The sequence below is a fragment of the Pseudomonas sp. BN417 genome (assembly GCF_029871205.1).
Classification (GTDB): domain Bacteria; phylum Pseudomonadota; class Gammaproteobacteria; order Pseudomonadales; family Pseudomonadaceae; genus Metapseudomonas.
In genome coordinates this window covers 33204-50182 of sequence record NZ_SSOJ01000026.1, presented here as the reverse complement: position 1 = coordinate 50182, position 16979 = coordinate 33204, and the positions used below count along the sequence as shown (strand labels likewise).

The window sequence follows — 16979 nt, the reverse complement described above, 5'->3', positions numbered from 1 at the left end:
CCAGAGCCGTGGAGCGACGCCGCTGACCGCCTGGAGCAGAATTTTCACGCGACAAGCCTTGCCGGCGAACGCACAATTGCGGCGCTGGTCAAACAGCTTCTTTTCGTTAGGAGATCCCCATGCTGCGCCTCACCGCCCTCGCCCTTTGCGCGACCCTGCCGTTCTGTGCCCAGGCCGCTTCGCTCAAGGACTACGAGCTGACCAAGATGCTCGAGAAAGTCGCCCAGGAAAGCAGCGCCGGTACGCCGCGGGCGATCAACGAGGACATCCTCGACCAGGGTTACACGGTGGATGGCAACGACCTGGTGAATCACCTCAGCGTGCGCGAGGCCCACGCCGCGCAAATGCGCGCCAACCCGGACGCGGTACGCTCCCAACTGGGCGCCAGCGTCTGCCACAACACCGGCTACCGCCAACTGCTGGCCCGCGGCGCCGGTCTGCGCTACGAGTTCAGTGAGTACAAGACCAACCGCCCGGTGACGTCCGAACGCTTCAGCGCCAAGGACTGCGGCCTGAAAGCCAAAGCCAACTGATTCCGTCAGCGCGGCGGCTCCTCCGCTGCGCGCAATTCGGCGAGCAGCGCTTCCATATAGGAGGAGCGCCGCAACCCGGCCTCCAGGCGGCGCCGACACTCCTCCTCCAGCGACAGACCGTTTCTTTGCGCCGCCTCAAGCAATAACCGGTAGTGCTCCCCGTTGATTTCCACTTCACGCCTGGGCATTGCTGCACCTCCGCGCGCGCGCAAGTCCTTCCGGTTTCCGGCAGCATAGGCCAGTGCCGACATCCCGGACGCAATATTCCGGACACCTCAGCGGGTTCCAATTACTTGCCGGCGAACTGGAAAAGATCCGGTCCCTGCCGCAAGCTGTAGCTAAGCGGCTCGACTGGGTCGCCCGGATTCCGGACCCGGCCAGCAGAGCACGCTCTGAGTTGTTGATGAGCAAGGAGAACGCTATGCCCTATGACCCGGACGACTATCTCTCCCGGCACTTTCAAACCAGTGGCATCGACCTCACCCAGAAAGTCGACGAACTGATCAACCTCACGGTTCCGAGCGGCAGTCCCAACCTCGCGCTTTACCGTGAAATGCTGATCACCGTGGTGCGCATGTCCCAAGCCGACCGCAACCGCTGGGACGCCAAGATCATGCTGCAGACGCTACGCGAAATGGAGCACGCCTTCAGCGTCCTGGAACAGTTCAAGCGGCGCCGCAAGGTGACGGTCTTCGGTTCGGCCCGCACCCCGGAGGGTCACCCCATCTACACGCTGGCCCGGCAACTGGGCGCCGAGTTGGCCAAGCGCGACCTGATGGTGATCACCGGTGCCGGTGGCGGCATCATGGCCGCGGCCCACGAAGGCGCGGGGCTGGAGAACAGCCTTGGCCTGAACATCACCCTGCCCTTCGAGCAGCACGCCAACACCACAGTGGACAACACCGAACACTTGCTGTCGTTCCACTTCTTCTTCGTGCGCAAGCTGTTCTTCGTCAAGGAAGCCGACGCGCTGGTTCTCTGCCCGGGCGGCTTCGGCACCCTGGACGAAGCCCTTGAAGTCCTGACCCTGATCCAGACCGGCAAGAGCCCGGTGGTGCCCGTGGTGCTGCTGGACGAACCGGACGGCAGCTACTGGGAAGACGCCGTCGGCTTCCTCCACGAACAGCTGGAACGCAACCGCTACATCCTGCCCAGCGACATGAACCTGATGCGCCTGGTGCGCAGCGCCGACGAGGCAGCCGCCGAGATCGCCCAGTTCTATCGCAACTACCACTCCAGCCGCTGGCTGAAGAACAGCTTCGTGATTCGGATGAACCATTCTCTCAACGAAAAGGCGCTGGGCCAGATCCAGGAGCAGTTCGCCGACCTCTGCCTGGAAGGTGATTTCAGCCAGCAGGCCTATTCGGAATCGGAGAAGGACGAGCCGGAGTTCAGCGAGCTGATCCGCCTGGCATTCCGCTTCAACGGCCGCGACCATGGCCGCCTGCGTGAACTCATCGATTTCATCAACCTTCCGCAACATTGGGCCGCCAAGGCCTGACCCGGCTCGCCCGACGCAACTTCCCCAGAGCAACCAGCCATGCGCATCAGCGCATGGCTTAAGGCTGCCCGGAGTTTCAGTCGTCGGGGTTGCCGCGCAGGAGACGGCCGATCATCTCCATGGAGTAGCCGCGGTAGGCCAGGAAGCGGCCCTGCTGTGCGCGTTCGCGGGCATCCTGGGGCAGTCGGCCGCTGAACTTTCGCCGCCAGACATCGCGCAATTGTTCGCTCCAGTCGACGTCGGCCTCGCGCAGGGCCTGATCGATGTCGCCACGCGGCAGTCCGCGTTGCGCCAGTTCCTCACGGATTCGCTGCGGCCCATAGCCGCCACGGGCGCGACTGGCGATGAAGCTTTCCAGATAGCGGGATTCACAGAGCAGCCCCTCTTCCGCCAGGCGGTCGAGGGCACTGTCGATCAACTCGGAAGGGGCGCCGCGCTGACGCAGCTTGCGCGTCAGCTCGACTCGCCCGTGTTCGCGCTGCGCCAGCAGGTCCATGGCGGCCCGCCGTACCGCGGCGGGGCTGTCGAGCACGACGGGCATGGGAGGATCAGAGGTCTACGTCGGCCAGGTCGTCAGCGGTGGCGGCCGACTTGCTGGCAGTCGAATCGACCAGCAGCCGCTCGCGAATGATCTTCTCGATGGCGCTGCCGACTTCGGGGTTGTCTTCCAGGTACTTGGCGGCGTTGGCCTTGCCCTGGCCGATCTTGTTGCCCTGGTAGCTGTACCAGGCGCCGGATTTCTCCACCAGGCCCTGCTGCACGCCCAGGTCGATGATCTCGCCGGTGCGGTAGATGCCCTTGCCGTACATGATCTGGAACTCGGCCTGGCGGAAGGGCGGGGCCACCTTGTTCTTCACCACCTTGACGCGGGTTTCGCTGCCCACCACTTCCTCGCCGTCCTTCACCGCGCCGGTACGGCGGATGTCGAGGCGCACGGACGCGTAGAACTTCAGGGCGTTACCACCGGTGGTGGTTTCCGGGTTGCCGAACATCACGCCGATCTTCATGCGGATCTGGTTGATGAAGATGACCAGGCAGTTGGCGTTCTTGATGTTGCCGGTGATCTTGCGCAGGGCCTGGGACATCAGGCGCGCCTGCAGGCCGACGTGGGAGTCGCCCATCTCGCCTTCGATCTCGGCCTTGGGCACCAGGGCCGCTACCGAGTCGACGATGATCACGTCGACGGCGTTGGAGCGCACCAGCATGTCGGTGATTTCCAGGGCCTGCTCGCCGGTGTCCGGCTGGGAAACCAGCAGGTCGTCGACGTTCACCCCGAGCTTGCCGGCGTAGTCCGGATCCAGGGCGTGTTCGGCGTCGACGAAGGCGCAGGTGGCGCCCATCTTCTGGGCTTCGGCGATGACGGAAAGGGTCAGGGTGGTCTTACCGGAGGATTCGGGACCGTAGATCTCGACGATACGGCCTTTCGGCAGGCCGCCGATGCCGAGGGCGATGTCCAGGCCCAGGGAACCGGTGGAAATGGCCGGGATGGCCTGGCGGTCATGGTCGCCCATGCGCATTACCGCCCCCTTGCCGAACTGCTTTTCGATCTGGCCCAGGGCAGCAGCCAAGGCGCGCTTCTTGTTCTCGTCCATTGAAGTCCTCACTAAAATCAAGAGGGCCTGGCGGCCACCAATAACTGTATAAGTAGACAGTATTATTCCATAGGGCAAGTCACTCGCCTACCCCTGCCCGGCTTTTTCTCCTGCAGCTAGTCGGATCAAACCCTGTAGGGCATCGGCCACCGCTTGCCGACGAACCGCCAGGCGATCGCCCGGGAACTGGCGGCGCACGGCCTCGATCTCGGCGCCATCGCCCCAGGCCAGCCAGACAGTGCCCACCGGTTTCTGCGGGGAGCCGCCATCGGGACCAGCCACACCACTGACCGCCACGGCGAAACGCGCACCACTGCGCTGCTGGGCGCCACGCACCATGGCCTCGACCACCTCGCGACTGACCGCCCCCACCTGCGGGAACAGCTCCGCGGGCACAGCCAGCTGCTCGGTCTTCTGCTGATTGGAATAGGTGATATAGCCGGCCTCGAACCAGGCCGAGCTGCCGGGAATCCGCGTGATGGCTTCGGCGATACCGCCACCGGTGCAGGACTCCGCGGTGCTCACCAGCTCACCGCGCGCCTTCAGTTTCTCGCCGAGCCGGGCGGCCAGCAGCGTCAGCTCATCTTCGGTAACGGACATGTGTACTCCGGGGTTAAAGCGGGCCAACGGGATACCGTACACTAGCGCCTTTTGCACGCAAGGCCAGGCAATGAGCGATCTCAGCGAACACACACCCATGATGGCCCAGTACTGGAGGCTGAAGAACCAGCACCCGGACCAGCTGATGTTCTATCGCATGGGCGACTTCTACGAGATCTTCTACGAGGACGCCAAGAAGGCCGCCAAGCTTCTCGACATCACCCTGACCTCTCGGGGTCAATCGGCGGGCAAGGCCATTCCCATGGCCGGCATCCCCTTCCACGCGGTGGAGGGCTACCTGGCCAAGCTGGTCAAGCTGGGTGAGTCGGTGGTGATCTGCGAACAGATCGGCGACCCGGCCACCAGCAAGGGGCCGGTGGAGCGCCAGGTGGTGCGCATCATCACGCCCGGCACCATCAGCGACGAAGCGCTGCTCGACGAGCGCCGCGACAACCTGCTGGCGGCCGTGCTGGGCGACGAGCGCCTGTTCGGCCTGGCAGTGCTGGACATCACCAGCGGCCGCTTCAGCGTGCAGGAGATCAAGGGCTGGGAGAACCTCCTGGCCGAACTGGAACGCCTCAACCCCGCCGAGCTGCTGATCCCGGACGACTGGCCCCAGGGCCTGCCCGCCGAAAAGCGTCGGGGCGTGCGCCGCCGCGCGCCCTGGGACTTCGACCGGGACTCGGCGAAGAAGAGCCTGTGCCAACAGTTCGGCGTGCAGGACCTCAAGGGCTTCGGCTGCGAATCCCTGACCCTGGCCATAGGTTCCGCCGGCTGCCTGTTGGGCTATGCCAAGGAGACCCAGCGCACCGCCCTGCCCCACCTGCGCAGCCTGCGCCATGAGCGCATCGACGATACGGTGATCCTCGATGCCGCCAGCCGCCGCAACCTGGAGCTGGACGTCAATCTCTCCGGCGGCCGCGACAACACCCTGCAATCGGTCATCGACCGCTGCCAGACCGCCATGGGCAGTCGCTTGCTGAGCCGCTGGCTGAACCGCCCACTGCGCGACCGTGCCGTACTGGAAGCGCGCCAGGACGCCATCGACTGTCTGCTGGACCGCTACCGCTTCGAGTCCCTGCAACCGCAGCTGAAGGAAATCGGCGACGTGGAGCGCATCCTCGCGCGTATCGGTCTGCGTAATGCGCGGCCGCGCGACCTGGCGCGCCTGCGCGATGCGCTCGCCGCCCTGCCCCAACTCCAGGGCGCCATGACCGAACTGGAGGCACCGCATCTGCAGGCCCTGTCCGGAAACATCCGCACCTATCCGGAACTGGCCGACCTGCTCGCCCGCGCCATCATCGACAACCCACCTGCGGTGATCCGTGACGGCGGGGTGATCAAGACCGGCTACGACGCCGAGCTGGATGAGCTGCAGGCCCTGAGCGAGAACGCCGGCCAGTACCTGATGGACCTGGAAGCCCGGGAAAAGGCCCGCACCGGCCTGCCCAACCTCAAGGTCGGCTACAACCGCATCCACGGTTACTACATCGAACTGCCCCGCGTGCAGGCCGAGCAAGCGCCGGCGGACTACATCCGCCGCCAAACGCTCAAGGGCGCCGAGCGCTTCATCACCCCGGAGCTGAAGGCCTTCGAAGACAAGGCACTGTCGGCCAAGAGCCGCGCCCTGGCGCGGGAGAAGCTCCTCTACGACGAACTGCTGGAGCTGCTGATCGAGCAACTGGCACCACTGCAGGACACCGCCGCCGCCCTGGCTGAACTGGACGTGCTGAGCAACTTCGCCGAGCGCGCGCTGAACCTCGACCTGAATCGCCCACGCTTCGTCGACGAGCCCTGCATGCGCATCGACCAGGGCCGCCACCCGGTCGTGGAGCAGGTGCTGGACACGCCCTTCGTGGCCAACGACCTGGCCCTGGACGACGCCACCCGCATGCTGATCATCACCGGCCCGAACATGGGCGGTAAGTCGACTTACATGCGCCAGACCGCATTGATCGTCCTGCTCGCCCACATCGGCTGCTTCGTGCCGGCGGCGAGCTGCGAACTGTCGCTGGTGGACCGCATCTTCACCCGCATAGGCTCCAGCGACGACCTGGCCGGCGGCCGTTCCACCTTCATGGTGGAGATGAGCGAGACCGCCAACATCCTGCACAACGCCAGCGCCAGCAGCCTGGTGCTGATGGATGAAGTGGGCCGCGGCACCAGCACCTTCGACGGCCTCTCGCTGGCCTGGGCAGCCGCCGAGCACCTGGCCCGCCTACGCGCCTTCACCCTGTTCGCCACCCACTACTTCGAGCTGACCGTACTACCGGAAAGCGAACCGGTGGTGGCCAACGTCCACCTGAACGCCACCGAGCACAACGAGCGCATCGTCTTCCTGCACCACGTGCTGCCAGGTCCGGCCAGCCAGAGCTATGGCCTGGCCGTGGCGCAACTGGCTGGGGTCCCGGGTGGCGTGATCCAGCGCGCCCGCGAACACCTGGCGCGACTGGAAACCACCAGCCTGCCCCACGAGATACCCCGCCCGGCTCCCGGCCAGCCAAGTGCGCCCATGCAGAGCGACCTGTTCGCCAGCCTGCCGCACCCGGTGCTGGATGAATTGGCGAGGATCAACCCGGATGATCTGACGCCCCGGCTCGCACTGGAGCTGTTATATACACTGAAGTCACGCATCTAACGCCTGAGGCGCACAAGCTGCTAGAATCCCGCGCGCTCTGGAATGCAGCCGGGAAACAGCCTGCCCGACGCCGTGAGTTCCCGAGCCGAGAAGCCTGGCATAGAAGGCTTCCGAGCCGCCGCTTGAGGAGAAGAATTGAAATGACCTTCGTCGTCACCGACAACTGCATCAAATGCAAATACACCGACTGTGTGGAAGTCTGTCCGGTGGACTGCTTCTACGAAGGCCCGAACTTCCTGGTCATTCACCCGGACGAGTGCATCGACTGCGCGCTCTGCGAGCCTGAATGCCCGGCGCAAGCCATCTTCTCCGAGGATGAAGTGCCTGAGGACATGCAGGAGTTCACCGAGCTGAACCGTGATCTGGCCGAGGTCTGGCCAAACATCACCGAGAAGAAGGACTCTCTGCCCGACGCCGAAGAGTGGGACGGTGTCAAAGGCAAGCTGGAGCATCTGGAGCGCTGAGTTTTCGCACCCAATGCAAAAAGGCCCGCATATCTGCGGGCCTTTTGCTTTTCTACGGACAAAAAAAGGGGCGGGGATTACCCGCCCACTCTTTTGTCCCTATTCCCTGTAGTCCTTGCTCATCGTCCTGATGAATCGCCTCCGGCGATGTCCTGGCCAACATCCTTATCAGCCCGCATACATCCTGTACGCAGGTGTGATATTAGCGATCCAGGAGCGCCGGGCAAGCGGGTGAATTAGCCGAACGAAGAGCAAAGCGCGTCGTACTTTTAAAATAAAATCCTTTAATATCAATTCATTACAAATTTACGGCGACCGAATACCGCCGTTCACGAGCAGGAACTTCCAGCGATCACGTACAACGCGTGTAAGCAATCACCTACATTGCAGCGCATAAAAAAACCCGGCCGGAGCCGGGTTCTTTCAGTCCGCCGACGCGCTACTGGAATAGCGCATCGCTGGACAGCCCGTTCTTCTCCAGGATTTCCCGAAGACGCTTTAGCGCTTCGACCTGGATCTGCCGCACCCGCTCACGGGTCAGGCCGATCTCCTGGCCCACCTCCTCGAGGGTGCAGCTTTCGTGACCACGCAGGCCAAAGCGTCGCACGACCACTTCGCGTTGCTTGTCGGTCAGTTCGGAAAGCCACTGATCGATGCTTTGCGAGAGGTCGTCATCCTGCAGCAGTTCGCAGGGATCGGTCGGACGGTCATCGGTCAGTGTGTCCAGCAGAGTCTTGTCGGAGTCCGGCCCCAGGGAAACGTCCACCGAAGTCACCCGCTCATTGAGGCCGAGCATGCGCTTGACCTCGTCAACCGGCTTTTCCAGCAGGTTGGCGATTTCTTCCGGTGAAGGCTCGTGGTCGAGCTTGTGGGTCAGCTCACGCGCCGCCCGCAGGTAGACGTTGAGCTCCTTGACCACATGGATGGGCAGGCGGATGGTCCGGGTCTGGTTCATGATGGCCCGTTCGATGGTCTGACGGATCCACCAGGTCGCATAGGTGGAGAAGCGGAAGCCCCGTTCCGGATCGAACTTCTCCACCGCCCTGATCAGGCCGAGGTTGCCCTCTTCGATCAGGTCGAGCAGCGAAAGCCCGCGATTGACGTAACGTCGCGCGATCTTCACCACGAGTCGGAGGTTGCTTTCGATCATGCGTTTGCGCCCGGCAGGATCTCCGCGCTGAGCAAGGCGCGCGAAGTGCACTTCTTCTTCCGGGGTTAGCAGGGGGGAAAAGCCGATCTCGTTAAGATACAGCTGGGTCGCATCGAGCGCGCGGGTGTAGTCGATGTACTTGTGTTGCTTGGGTGAGGTTGAGTGTCTGGATTTGGCGGTGGGTAGAGGCGCGTCGTTCTCCTCGCTCAACGCATCGTCCATTATGACGCCCGGCTCCAGAAGGAGCAGTTCGTCATCGACGTCAAACTCCGGCGCTTCTTTATTGAGTGCCATTGTTGTTGTCCCTTGCTGAGTTCGACAACAAGCCCTGGCGATGCCTTCTTCCCTGGCGCCGCCCGAGCCCGTCCTTACCACGTGGTGGAACGGGCTGAAAAACGGGTCAACGACGTGGCAGGTATTGCAGCGGGTCTACAGGCTTTCCTTGACGGCGAATCTCAAAATGAAGCTTCACCCGGTCAGTCCCCGTTGAGCCCATCTCGGCAATTGTCTGCCCGACTTTGACCTGCTGTCCCTCCCGCACCAACAGCCTGCGGTTATGACCATAGGCGCTTACGTAGGTATCGCTGTGTTTGATGATGACCAGTTCGCCGTAGCCCCGTAATCCACTTCCGGCATAAACAACTGAACCATCTGACGCAGCCAAGACAGGCTGGCCTAATTCCCCAGCGATATCAATCCCTTTATTCAAACTGCCGTTTGAGGAAAAACGGCCGATCAGAGGGCCGTTCGCGGGCCAGGACCAACCGGCTGCAGACCGCGCGCTAGACGCGCTCGGCGCGCTCGCGGGGGCGGTCGCCACCGGTGCCGGCGACGGCGGTTGGGGACGGACAGCCGGTTGCGTGGCCGGCACGGACGGCTGGCTGGAAACACTGCTGCCAGTCCTAGGTTTGGTGACTACAGGGGCCGTGGCAACCGCCTTCGGGCGTGTCTGACCGGGCTGAACGTCGAAGCGAATTATCTGACCAGGGCGGATTACATAGGGCGCCGGAATACCGTTGCGCGCGGCCAGGGCTTTCCAGTCCCAGCCGAAGCGGAAGGCGATGGAATAGAGGGTGTCACCGCGCTGGACCCGGTACTGGCCGCTGGTGACGGGTTGCCGTTTCGTGGAGGATGCCGCTCCCTGGTGATTGCGGTCGACGACGCTGACACCATCGCGCTGGGTGCTGGAGCAGCCGGCCAGCAAGATGCCAACGGCGATAGCGGGCAACCAGGCGAGCCCCTTCCCAATGCGAATCCTCTGCCGAATGGCCATCAGGCTCACTCTTGTCCCCTTTTCCCAACGTTCCAAGATCGTAGTTATTGTGCCGGAAATATCCGAACGAGCCAGCCGCCTGCCGCACAAAGTACAGCAGGACGACAGCTTGGCGGTGCATCAGAAAGTTGCCCGCGACGCAGGTTCCCTTGGTCCGGTCTCAGGCCAGCGGGCCACTGAGCAGAGGGACGAAGCGCACCGCATCGAGCACGTGGCGGGTGAAGCCCTGTTCTTCGCGAACGATCAGCATCAGTTGCTGGACGTCGCCGGCTCCGACCGGAATCACCAGGCGCCCGCCGGGCGCCAGTTGGTCGAGCAAGGCCGGCGGGACATCCGCCGCCGCCGCGGTCACAATGATGCCGTTGTAGGGCGCCAGCGCGGACCAACCCTCCCAGCCATCCCCCCAGCGGAACACCACATTGCGCAGGTTGAGCACCGCCAGGCGCTCCTTGGCCTTGTCCTGCAGCACCTGGATGCGCTCCACGGAGAACACCCGCTCCACCAGTTGGGCGAGGATCGCAGTCTGGTAGCCGGAGCCGGTGCCGATCTCGAGCACCTTGTCCAGCGGGCCGGCGGCCAGCAGCAACTCGGTCATTCGGGCAACCATATAAGGCTGGGAGATGGTCTGGTTGTGGCCGATGGGTAACGCGGTGTCTTCATAGGCCCGATGGGCCAGGGCCTCGTCGACGAACAGGTGACGCGGCGTCCGGCGAATCGCCTCGAGTACATGGGCGTTGGACAGCCCTTCCTCGTAGAGGCGCTGGATAAGGCGCTCGCGGGTTCTCTGGGACGTCATGCCGATCCCGCGGCGCATCAGGTCATCCTGTTCCCGGGACATCAGAGCAGGTCCTCCAGCCAGCTTCCGAGGCAGTTGAATGCCTCGTTGAAGGTGCGATCGAGCTGCAGGGGCGTGATGGACACATAGCCCTGCATCACCGCATGGAAGTCCGTCCCCGGCCCGCCGTCCTCGGCGTCGCCGGCTGCGGATATCCAGTATCCCTCCTTGCCCCGTGGATTGACTACCTTCACCGGTGCCGCGGCCCGGGCACGATGGCCGAGCCGGGTGAGCCGGATCCCGCGGATCTGATCCAGCGGCAGGTTGGGGATGTTCACGTTGAGCACGGTGCGCGGCGGCAGGTCGAGCCTGTCGTGGGCGGCCACGAGTCGCCGAGCGATATGGGCGGCGGTCGGCAGGTTGTCCACCTGACGCGACAGCAACGAGAAGGCGAACGCCGGCAGGGCGAGGAATCGTCCTTCCAGGGCCGCGGCCACCGTACCGGAATAGAGCACGTCATCACCCAGATTGGCGCCCAGGTTGATGCCCGAGACCACCAGGTCCGGAAGCTGCTCCAGCAAGCCATTGAGGCCCAGGTGGACGCAATCGGTCGGCGTGCCGTTGAGGCTGATGAAGCCGTTGTCCAGCGTGCAGGGGTGAAGCGGGCGGTCCAGGGTCAAAGAACTGCTGGCGCCACTTTTGTCCTGGTCCGGTGCGATGACTACGCAGTCGGCGTAATCCTTGAGCGCACCATGCAGAGCGGCGAGCCCGGGGGCAGTCACCCCGTCGTCGTTGGAAATCAGAATGCGCATGGGTTTTCCGTCTGCCCTGCCGGCAGCAGATCGACGAGCTCACGCACCACTGCGGTGGCGAAGCATCCAGCCGGCAGGACGAATTCCAGTTGCAGAACGTCAGGCTCGGGATAATGCCACGTCAGGCCGCCGATGGGGAGGCGCAGGATGCGCCGTTCGTGCGCCAGTCCCGCTTCGGCGAGCCAGTCGCGCAGGGCCGGATCGGCATCGACAACGCCCTGTTCCAGCGTTTGGCTGTGGCCTGCGGCGGGTGATTCGCCCGCCCCCCAGAGTGGACCGGTGGGATGCAGGTCGAGTTGCGCCAGGCGCGGATCGCTGCATTCCGCCGGGCCCGCGGCGAAGAAACTGCGACTGTCGGTGAAGGCCAGCAGGTCGCCGACCTGGGCCTGGTTCCAGGTGCCGGAGGCGACCCGCTCGGCCAGCACCCGGTTGAACAGGAAGCTGCGGCCCGCCGACAGCAAACGCGAACGCACATTGCGCTGCACCGGCAATTCCTTGCGCTCGGCGAAGGCGCGGGCATCCTGCACATTGCCGCCGCCATGACCGAAACGCTGCAGGCCGAAATAGTTGGGCACGCCGGCCTCCACCAGGCACTGGAGGCGCTGCTCCAGGGCAGCCCGGTCGGCCTGCAGGCGGGTAAGGCGCAAGGTGAATCCATTGGCCGAATGGGCGCCGCGCTGCAGTTTGCGCTTGTGGCGCTCGCGCCGGAGGATGCGCAAGTTGGCATTCTCCGCGGCAGCGAGATCCGGATCGGCCTTGCCCGGCAAGTGCAGGCTGAACCACTGGCGGGTCAGGGCCTGGCGATCCTTGAGGCCGGCATAGCTGACCACCCGCAGTGGCACGCCTGCGGCCCGGGCGATGCGCCGCGCCGCTTCCTCGGTGTTCAGCTCGCGCTTCTCCACCCAGAGCCAGAGGTGCTCGCCCTCGCCGGCGAGAGGGATATCCAGCACTTCATCGACCTGGAAATCTTCGGCAGTGGCTTTCAGTTGCGCCTTGCCAAGGGGCTCGCCATGGGCGCGTGGACCGAGCAGTTCGAGTTCGTTCATGCGGGCAGCAACAGGGCGACCGCATGCACGGCGATGCCCTCCTCGCGACCGGTGAAGCCGAGCTTCTCGGTAGTGGTGGCCTTTACATTGACCTGGTCCAGCTCGACCTCGAGATCCGCAGCGATATGGGCGCGCATCGCCTCGATGTGCGGAGCCATCTTCGGTGCCTGGGCGACTATGGTCCCGTCGACATTGCCGACCTTCCAGCCCTTGGCCTTCACCTGGGCCAGCACGTGGCGCAGCAGGACACGGCTGTCCGCCCCCTTGAACTGCGGATCGGTATCCGGGAAGTGCTTGCCGATATCGCCCAACGCAGCTGCGCCGAGCAGCGCGTCGGCGAGCGCGTGCAGCAGCACGTCACCGTCGGAATGGGCGACGAGCCCGAACTTGTGGGAGATGCGCACGCCGCCCAGGGTGATGAAATCGCCCTCGCCGAAGCGGTGTACGTCGTAACCGTGGCCAATTCGCATGATCAGAAGAACGCCCTGAAAAGTCAGGGCGTGATTCTACCCGCTTTGCTCGTGCTTAGGCTTTCAAGGCCTCGGCGTGATGCCTCAGGTGATCGTCGATGAAGCTGGCGATGAAGTAGTAGCTGTGGTCGTAACCCGGCTGCAGGCGCAGGGTCAGCGGATGGCCCGCAGCCTTCGCGGCCGCTTGCAGCGCTTCCGGCTTGAGCTGGTTGCTGAGGAAGTCGTCGCGGTCGCCCTGGTCCACGAGAATCGGCAGGCGCTCGCTGGCATCGGCCATCAGCACACTGGCATCCCACTCGCGCCAGCGCGAACGGTCTTCCCCGAGATAGCGGCCGAGCGCCTTCTCTCCCCAGGGGCAGGCCATGGGATTGCTGATGGGCGCAAAGGCCGACAGAGACTGGTAGCGACCCGGATTGCGCAGCGCGCAGACCAGCGCGCCGTGGCCGCCCATGGAGTGGCCGCTGATACCGCGTTTATGCGACACCGGGAAGTTTGCCTCGACCAACGCCGGCAACTCATGCACCACGTAGTCGTGCATTCGGTAGTGCCGGGCATAGGGCTCCTGGGTGGCATTCAGGTAGAAGCCGGCGCCCAGGCCGAAGTCCCAGGCACCATCCGGGTCGCCCGGCACCTCGGGGCCACGCGGGCTGGTGTCCGGGGCAACGATGATCAGCCCGAGCTCCGCCGCCAGGCGATGCGCGCCGGCCTTCTGCATGAAGTTCTCGTCGGTGCAGGTCAGCCCCGACAGCCAGTAGAGCACCGGCAGCTTCTCGCCCTGCTCGGCCTGGGGCGGCAGGTAGACGGCGAACACCATGTCGCAGTTGAGGCTGGTGGAACGGTGCCGGTAACGCTTGTGCCAGCCGCCGAAGCTCTTCTGGCAGGAAATGTTCTCAAGGGTCATGGAGCAATCTCCGTAAACAACCGGATGGCATCACTGCCATCCGGTTTCGCCTCAGTAGTGGATGACCGAACGGATGCTCTTGCCTTCGTGCATCAGGTCGAAGGCCTTGTTGATCTCATCCAGCCCCATGGTGTGGGTGATGAAGGTATCCAGTGGGATTTCGCCCTTCTGCGCCTTGTCCACATAGCTCGGCAGCTCGCTGCGGCCCTTGACGCCACCGAAGGCCGAGCCGCGCCAGACGCGGCCGGTCACCAGCTGGAACGGACGGGTGCTGATCTCCTGGCCGGCACCGGCGACGCCGATGATCACCGACTCGCCCCACCCTTTATGCGCGCATTCCAGGGCTGCCCGCATCAGCTGGACATTGCCGACGCACTCGAAGGAATAGTCCACACCGCCATCGGTCAGCTCGACGATGACTTCCTGGATCGGCTTGCTGTGGTCCTTGGGATTGACGAAGTCGGTGGCGCCCAGTTGCTTGGCGATATCGAACTTGGCCGGGTTGATGTCGATGGCGATGATGCGGCTGGCCTTGGCCATCTTGGCGCCGATGATCGCCGCCAGGCCGATGCCGCCGAGGCCGAAGATGGCGACGGTGGCGCCCTCCTCCACCTTGGCGGTATTGAGCACGGCGCCGATGCCGGTGGTCACGCCGCAACCGAGCAGGCAGACCTTCTCCAGCGGCGCCTCCTTGGGCACCTTGGCCAGGGAGATTTCCGGCAGCACGGTGTACTCGGAGAAGGTCGAGGTGCCCATGTAGTGGTAGATCGGCTGGCCCTTGTAGGAGAAACGGGTGGTGCCGTCGGGCATCAGGCCCTTGCCCTGGGTGGCGCGGATCTTCTGGCAGAGGTTGGTCTTGCCGGACTTGCAGAACTTGCACTCGCCGCATTCGGGGGTATAGAGCGGAATCACGTGGTCGCCCACCGCCACCGAGGTGACGCCCTCGCCCACCGCCTCGACGATGCCGCCGCCCTCGTGGCCGAGGATGCACGGGAACACGCCTTCGGAATCCGCGCCGGACAGGGTGTAGGCATCGGTATGGCAGACGCCGGTCGCCACGATCCGCACCAGGACTTCGCCGGCCTTGGGCGGCGCCACGTCCACTTCGACGATTTCCAAGGGTTGGTTGGCCGCGAAGGCGACCGCTGCACGGGACTTGATCATGGTGACTCTCCAGCGGATTTAAGTGGCCGAGAGTGTAGTTGACCTGTCTATGGTAAATAATCCGCTCCAATGCAAATGTTTATTGCTGTTGAGGGATAATCCATGAGTCGCTGGGAAGGCCTGGACGAATTCGTCGCCGTCGCCGAATCGGGCCAGTTCACCGCCGCCGCCGAGCGTCTCGGCGTTTCGTCCTCCCATGTCAGCCGCCAGGTCGCCCGGCTCGAAGAGCGCCTGCAAACCCGCCTGTTCTACCGAAGCACGCGCAAGGTGGCCCTGACCGAGGCCGGTCAGACCTTCCTGCAGCATTGCCAGCGACTGCTCGACGCCCGCGAAGAAGCCTTGCGCGCGGTGAGCGACCTGACCAGCGAGCCCAAGGGGTTGCTGCGCATGACCTGCGCCGTGGCCTACGGCGAGCGCTTCATCGTGCCGCTGGTCAATGAATTCATGGCGCGCCATCCACAGCTGCGGGTGGATGTCGAACTCAGCAACCGCGCCCTGGACCTGGTGCACGAAGGGTTGGACCTGGCGATCCGCCTGGGCCGCCTGCAGGATTCGCGGCTGGTGGCCACCCGCCTGGCGCCACGGGTCATGTACCTGTGCGCGGCGCCCAGCTACCTGGAACGCTATGGCCGGCCCCACAGCCTGTCGGAGCTGGCGCGACACAACTGCCTGATCGGCAGCTCGGACCATTGGGACTTTCTGGAGCAGGGGCGCGAGCATGCCATCCGGGTCCAGGGCAACTGGCGCTGCAACAGCGGCCAGGCGGTGCTGGATGCGGCGCTCCGTGGCTTCGGCCTGTGCCAGCTGCCCGATTACTACGTGCTCGAACACCTGCGCAGCGGCGCCCTGGTTTCCCTGCTGGAACAGCACAGGCCGCCGAATACCGCAGTCTGGGCGCTTTATCCACAGCAGCGACATCTCTCGCCGAAGGTACGGCAGCTGGTGGACCTGCTGAAGGAAGGCCTGGCCGGGCGCCCGGAGTACGCCGAGGCTCAGCCGCGCGCCGACCAGCGCTGACGCAGCCAGTCGAGGTCTTCGGGGCGGGTGATCTTGAGGTTGTCGGCGCGGCCTTCCACGAGCTTGGGCGCATAGCCGGCCCACTCCATGGCGGAAGCTTCGTCGGTGATGGCGACGCCCGCCACCAGGGCGTCGGCCAGTGCCCGGTGCAGGGCGCCGAAGCGGAACATCTGCGGCGTGTAGGCCTGCCAGATCAGGCTCCGGTCGACGGTTTCCGCGACTCGGCCGTCGGCACCGACGCGCTTCAAGGTGTCCCGGGCCGGCACGGCGAGCAGGCCGCCTACCGGATCATCCGCCAGTTCGGCCAGCAGCAGGTCGAGATCGAAGCGCGACAGGTTCGGCCGCGCCGCGTCATGGACAAGCACCCAGTCGTTGGGCCGCGCGCCATGCTCGGCAAGGCGCAGCAGCGAACTCAGCACCGAGTCGGCGCGCTCCTTGCCGCCATCGGCGCGGATGATGCGCTCGTCGCCAGCACAGGGCAGTGCCGGCCAGTAGGGATCATCCACCGACAGGCTGATCACCAGCCGCTTCAGTTGCGGGTGGTCGAGGAAGCAGTCGAGGCTGTGCTCGAGGATGCTGCGACCGGCCAGTTCGAGGTACTGCTTGGGGCGGTCGGCGCGCATGCGGGCACCGACGCCGGCGGCGGGAATCACCGCCCAGAAGAAGGGGGTATCGGCGTGGTTCATTCGGCAATCTGGTAGAGGGTTTCGCCTTCCTTGACCATGCCCAACTCGTGGCGGGCACGCTCTTCGACGGTTTCCATGCCTTTTTTCAGCTCCAGCACTTCCGCCTCGAGGATGCGGTTGCGCTCCAGCAGGCGTTCGTTCTCGCCTTTCTGCTCGGCGATCTGCTGCTGCAGTTCGGTGACCTGCGCCAGGCTGCCGTCACCCACCCAGAGACGATACTGCAGGCCAGCCAGCAGCAGGATGAGGACGACGAACAACCAGTACGTGTTAGGGCGAGTCATTTTGCCAGGGAGTATCCATGCGAAAAGGGCAGCTTGCGCTGCCCTTTTACCACTCCTGACCGGATTGCGTCGCTGC

Annotated in this window: 19 protein-coding genes; 5 read left to right on the top strand and 14 right to left on the bottom strand. The window is 64.4% G+C overall.

The genetic code is table 11. From position 1 onward, the window contains the following. The first annotated feature begins 119 nt into the window (after positions 1–119). Positions 120–533, top strand: a complete 414-nt coding sequence (locus E8F11_RS01825) for a quorum-sensing-regulated virulence factor family protein (protein WP_280287097.1) — start codon at positions 120–122, stop codon at positions 531–533. A gap of 5 nt (positions 534–538) precedes the next feature. Here E8F11_RS01825 and E8F11_RS01820 read toward each other — a convergent pair whose 3' ends face one another. After that, positions 539–721, bottom strand: coding sequence for a hypothetical protein (locus E8F11_RS01820; protein WP_280287096.1), 183 nt, complete (start codon positions 719–721; stop codon positions 539–541). A gap of 233 nt (positions 722–954) precedes the next feature. Here E8F11_RS01820 and E8F11_RS01815 point away from each other — a divergent pair, with 233 nt between their 5' ends. Beyond that, positions 955–2034, top strand: coding sequence for an LOG family protein (locus tag E8F11_RS01815; protein ID WP_280287117.1), 1080 nt, complete (start codon positions 955–957; stop codon positions 2032–2034). A 76-nt stretch (positions 2035–2110) separates the two neighbouring features. Here E8F11_RS01815 and recX read toward each other — a convergent pair whose 3' ends face one another. The 3 genes from recX to E8F11_RS01800 all read right to left on the bottom strand — a co-directional run bounded on the left by recX (position 2111) and on the right by E8F11_RS01800 (position 4226). Then, positions 2111–2575, bottom strand: coding sequence for a recombination regulator RecX (gene recX / locus E8F11_RS01810; RefSeq protein WP_280287095.1), 465 nt, complete (start codon positions 2573–2575; stop codon positions 2111–2113). A gap of 7 nt (positions 2576–2582) precedes the next feature. Continuing rightward, the gene (gene recA, locus E8F11_RS01805) at positions 2583–3626 is read right to left on the bottom strand and encodes a recombinase RecA (RefSeq protein ID WP_280287094.1); all 1044 of its coding nucleotides are present in this window, start codon (positions 3624–3626) and stop codon (positions 2583–2585) included. Between the two features lie 87 nt (positions 3627–3713). Then, a complete protein-coding gene (locus E8F11_RS01800; protein WP_280287093.1) occupies positions 3714–4226 on the bottom strand; it encodes a CinA family protein in 513 nt (170 codons plus the stop codon). Positions 4227–4296: 70 nt separating this feature from the next. Here E8F11_RS01800 and mutS point away from each other — a divergent pair, with 70 nt between their 5' ends. Next, the gene (gene mutS / locus E8F11_RS01795) at positions 4297–6864 is read left to right on the top strand and encodes a DNA mismatch repair protein MutS (protein WP_280287092.1); all 2568 of its coding nucleotides are present in this window, start codon (positions 4297–4299) and stop codon (positions 6862–6864) included. Positions 6865–7004: 140 nt separating this feature from the next. Then, on the top strand, positions 7005–7328 hold the full coding sequence (gene fdxA, locus E8F11_RS01790; protein WP_069085297.1) for a ferredoxin FdxA: 324 nt from the start codon (positions 7005–7007) through the stop codon (positions 7326–7328). 439 nt (positions 7329–7767) lie between these two features. Here the strand turns inward: fdxA and rpoS are convergent, their stop codons facing one another. The 8 genes from rpoS to E8F11_RS01750 form a co-directional block, all read right to left on the bottom strand. Continuing rightward, positions 7768–8772, bottom strand: coding sequence for an RNA polymerase sigma factor RpoS (gene rpoS / locus E8F11_RS01785; RefSeq protein WP_280287091.1), 1005 nt, complete (start codon positions 8770–8772; stop codon positions 7768–7770). 106 nt (positions 8773–8878) lie between these two features. Beyond that, positions 8879–9751 carry a peptidoglycan DD-metalloendopeptidase family protein gene (locus E8F11_RS01780; RefSeq protein ID WP_280287116.1) on the bottom strand — a complete coding sequence of 291 codons (873 nt, stop codon included), beginning with the start codon at positions 9749–9751 and terminating at the stop codon, positions 8879–8881. Positions 9752–9911: 160 nt separating this feature from the next. After that, on the bottom strand, positions 9912–10547 hold the full coding sequence (locus E8F11_RS01775) for a protein-L-isoaspartate(D-aspartate) O-methyltransferase (protein ID WP_280287115.1): 636 nt from the start codon (positions 10545–10547) through the stop codon (positions 9912–9914). 41 nt (positions 10548–10588) lie between these two features. Continuing rightward, the gene (surE, locus tag E8F11_RS01770) at positions 10589–11338 is read right to left on the bottom strand and encodes a 5'/3'-nucleotidase SurE (protein WP_280287090.1); all 750 of its coding nucleotides are present in this window, start codon (positions 11336–11338) and stop codon (positions 10589–10591) included. Further along, positions 11326–12384 carry a tRNA pseudouridine(13) synthase TruD gene (gene truD, locus E8F11_RS01765; RefSeq protein WP_280287089.1) on the bottom strand — a complete coding sequence of 353 codons (1059 nt, stop codon included), beginning with the start codon at positions 12382–12384 and terminating at the stop codon, positions 11326–11328. Before truD ends, surE begins: the two co-directional genes overlap by 13 nt. Beyond that, on the bottom strand, positions 12381–12854 hold the full coding sequence (gene ispF / locus E8F11_RS01760; protein WP_280287088.1) for a 2-C-methyl-D-erythritol 2,4-cyclodiphosphate synthase: 474 nt from the start codon (positions 12852–12854) through the stop codon (positions 12381–12383). Before ispF ends, truD begins: the two co-directional genes overlap by 4 nt. Before the next feature lie 55 nt (positions 12855–12909). Then, on the bottom strand, positions 12910–13755 hold the full coding sequence (gene fghA / locus E8F11_RS01755) for an S-formylglutathione hydrolase (protein WP_280287087.1): 846 nt from the start codon (positions 13753–13755) through the stop codon (positions 12910–12912). A gap of 51 nt (positions 13756–13806) precedes the next feature. Next, entirely contained in the window at positions 13807–14919 is a 1113-nt protein-coding gene (locus tag E8F11_RS01750) for an S-(hydroxymethyl)glutathione dehydrogenase/class III alcohol dehydrogenase (RefSeq protein ID WP_280287086.1), read from the bottom strand. Positions 14920–15021: 102 nt separating this feature from the next. On the opposite strand from E8F11_RS01750, the gene E8F11_RS01745 reads away from it, so the two are divergent. Beyond that, a complete protein-coding gene (locus tag E8F11_RS01745; RefSeq protein WP_280287085.1) occupies positions 15022–15936 on the top strand; it encodes a LysR substrate-binding domain-containing protein in 915 nt (304 codons plus the stop codon). On the opposite strand, the gene ispD is transcribed toward E8F11_RS01745, so the two are convergent. Together ispD and ftsB are read right to left on the bottom strand one after the other, a co-directional pair. Further along, entirely contained in the window at positions 15912–16622 is a 711-nt protein-coding gene (gene ispD, locus E8F11_RS01740) for a 2-C-methyl-D-erythritol 4-phosphate cytidylyltransferase (protein WP_280287084.1), read from the bottom strand. The two genes, E8F11_RS01745 and ispD, sit on opposite strands and share 25 nt — an antisense overlap. Further along, complete coding sequence (gene ftsB / locus E8F11_RS01735; RefSeq protein ID WP_280287083.1) at positions 16619–16903, bottom strand: cell division protein FtsB; 285 nt, start codon at positions 16901–16903, stop codon at positions 16619–16621. The genes ispD and ftsB overlap by 4 nt, the downstream gene beginning before the upstream one ends. Positions 16904–16979 lie beyond the last annotated feature (76 nt).

Coding starts and splice junctions, on each gene's coding strand:
- E8F11_RS01825 (WP_280287097.1), top strand. CDS start 120: ATGCTGCGCCTCACCGCCCTCGCCCTTTGCGCGACCCTGCCGTTCTGT.
- E8F11_RS01820 (WP_280287096.1), bottom strand. CDS start 721: ATGCCCAGGCGTGAAGTGGAAATCAACGGGGAGCACTACCGGTTATTG.
- E8F11_RS01815 (WP_280287117.1), top strand. CDS start 955: ATGCCCTATGACCCGGACGACTATCTCTCCCGGCACTTTCAAACCAGT.
- recX (WP_280287095.1), bottom strand. CDS start 2,575: ATGCCCGTCGTGCTCGACAGCCCCGCCGCGGTACGGCGGGCCGCCATG.
- recA (WP_280287094.1), bottom strand. CDS start 3,626: ATGGACGAGAACAAGAAGCGCGCCTTGGCTGCTGCCCTGGGCCAGATC.
- E8F11_RS01800 (WP_280287093.1), bottom strand. CDS start 4,226: ATGTCCGTTACCGAAGATGAGCTGACGCTGCTGGCCGCCCGGCTCGGC.
- mutS (WP_280287092.1), top strand. CDS start 4,297: ATGAGCGATCTCAGCGAACACACACCCATGATGGCCCAGTACTGGAGG.
- fdxA (WP_069085297.1), top strand. CDS start 7,005: ATGACCTTCGTCGTCACCGACAACTGCATCAAATGCAAATACACCGAC.
- rpoS (WP_280287091.1), bottom strand. CDS start 8,772: ATGGCACTCAATAAAGAAGCGCCGGAGTTTGACGTCGATGACGAACTG.
- E8F11_RS01780 (WP_280287116.1), bottom strand. CDS start 9,751: ATGGCCATTCGGCAGAGGATTCGCATTGGGAAGGGGCTCGCCTGGTTG.
- E8F11_RS01775 (WP_280287115.1), bottom strand. CDS start 10,547: ATGACGTCCCAGAGAACCCGCGAGCGCCTTATCCAGCGCCTCTACGAG.
- surE (WP_280287090.1), bottom strand. CDS start 11,338: ATGCGCATTCTGATTTCCAACGACGACGGGGTGACTGCCCCCGGGCTC.
- truD (WP_280287089.1), bottom strand. CDS start 12,384: ATGAACGAACTCGAACTGCTCGGTCCACGCGCCCATGGCGAGCCCCTT.
- ispF (WP_280287088.1), bottom strand. CDS start 12,854: ATGCGAATTGGCCACGGTTACGACGTACACCGCTTCGGCGAGGGCGAT.
- fghA (WP_280287087.1), bottom strand. CDS start 13,755: ATGACCCTTGAGAACATTTCCTGCCAGAAGAGCTTCGGCGGCTGGCAC.
- E8F11_RS01750 (WP_280287086.1), bottom strand. CDS start 14,919: ATGATCAAGTCCCGTGCAGCGGTCGCCTTCGCGGCCAACCAACCCTTG.
- E8F11_RS01745 (WP_280287085.1), top strand. CDS start 15,022: ATGAGTCGCTGGGAAGGCCTGGACGAATTCGTCGCCGTCGCCGAATCG.
- ispD (WP_280287084.1), bottom strand. CDS start 16,622: ATGAACCACGCCGATACCCCCTTCTTCTGGGCGGTGATTCCCGCCGCC.
- ftsB (WP_280287083.1), bottom strand. CDS start 16,903: ATGACTCGCCCTAACACGTACTGGTTGTTCGTCGTCCTCATCCTGCTG.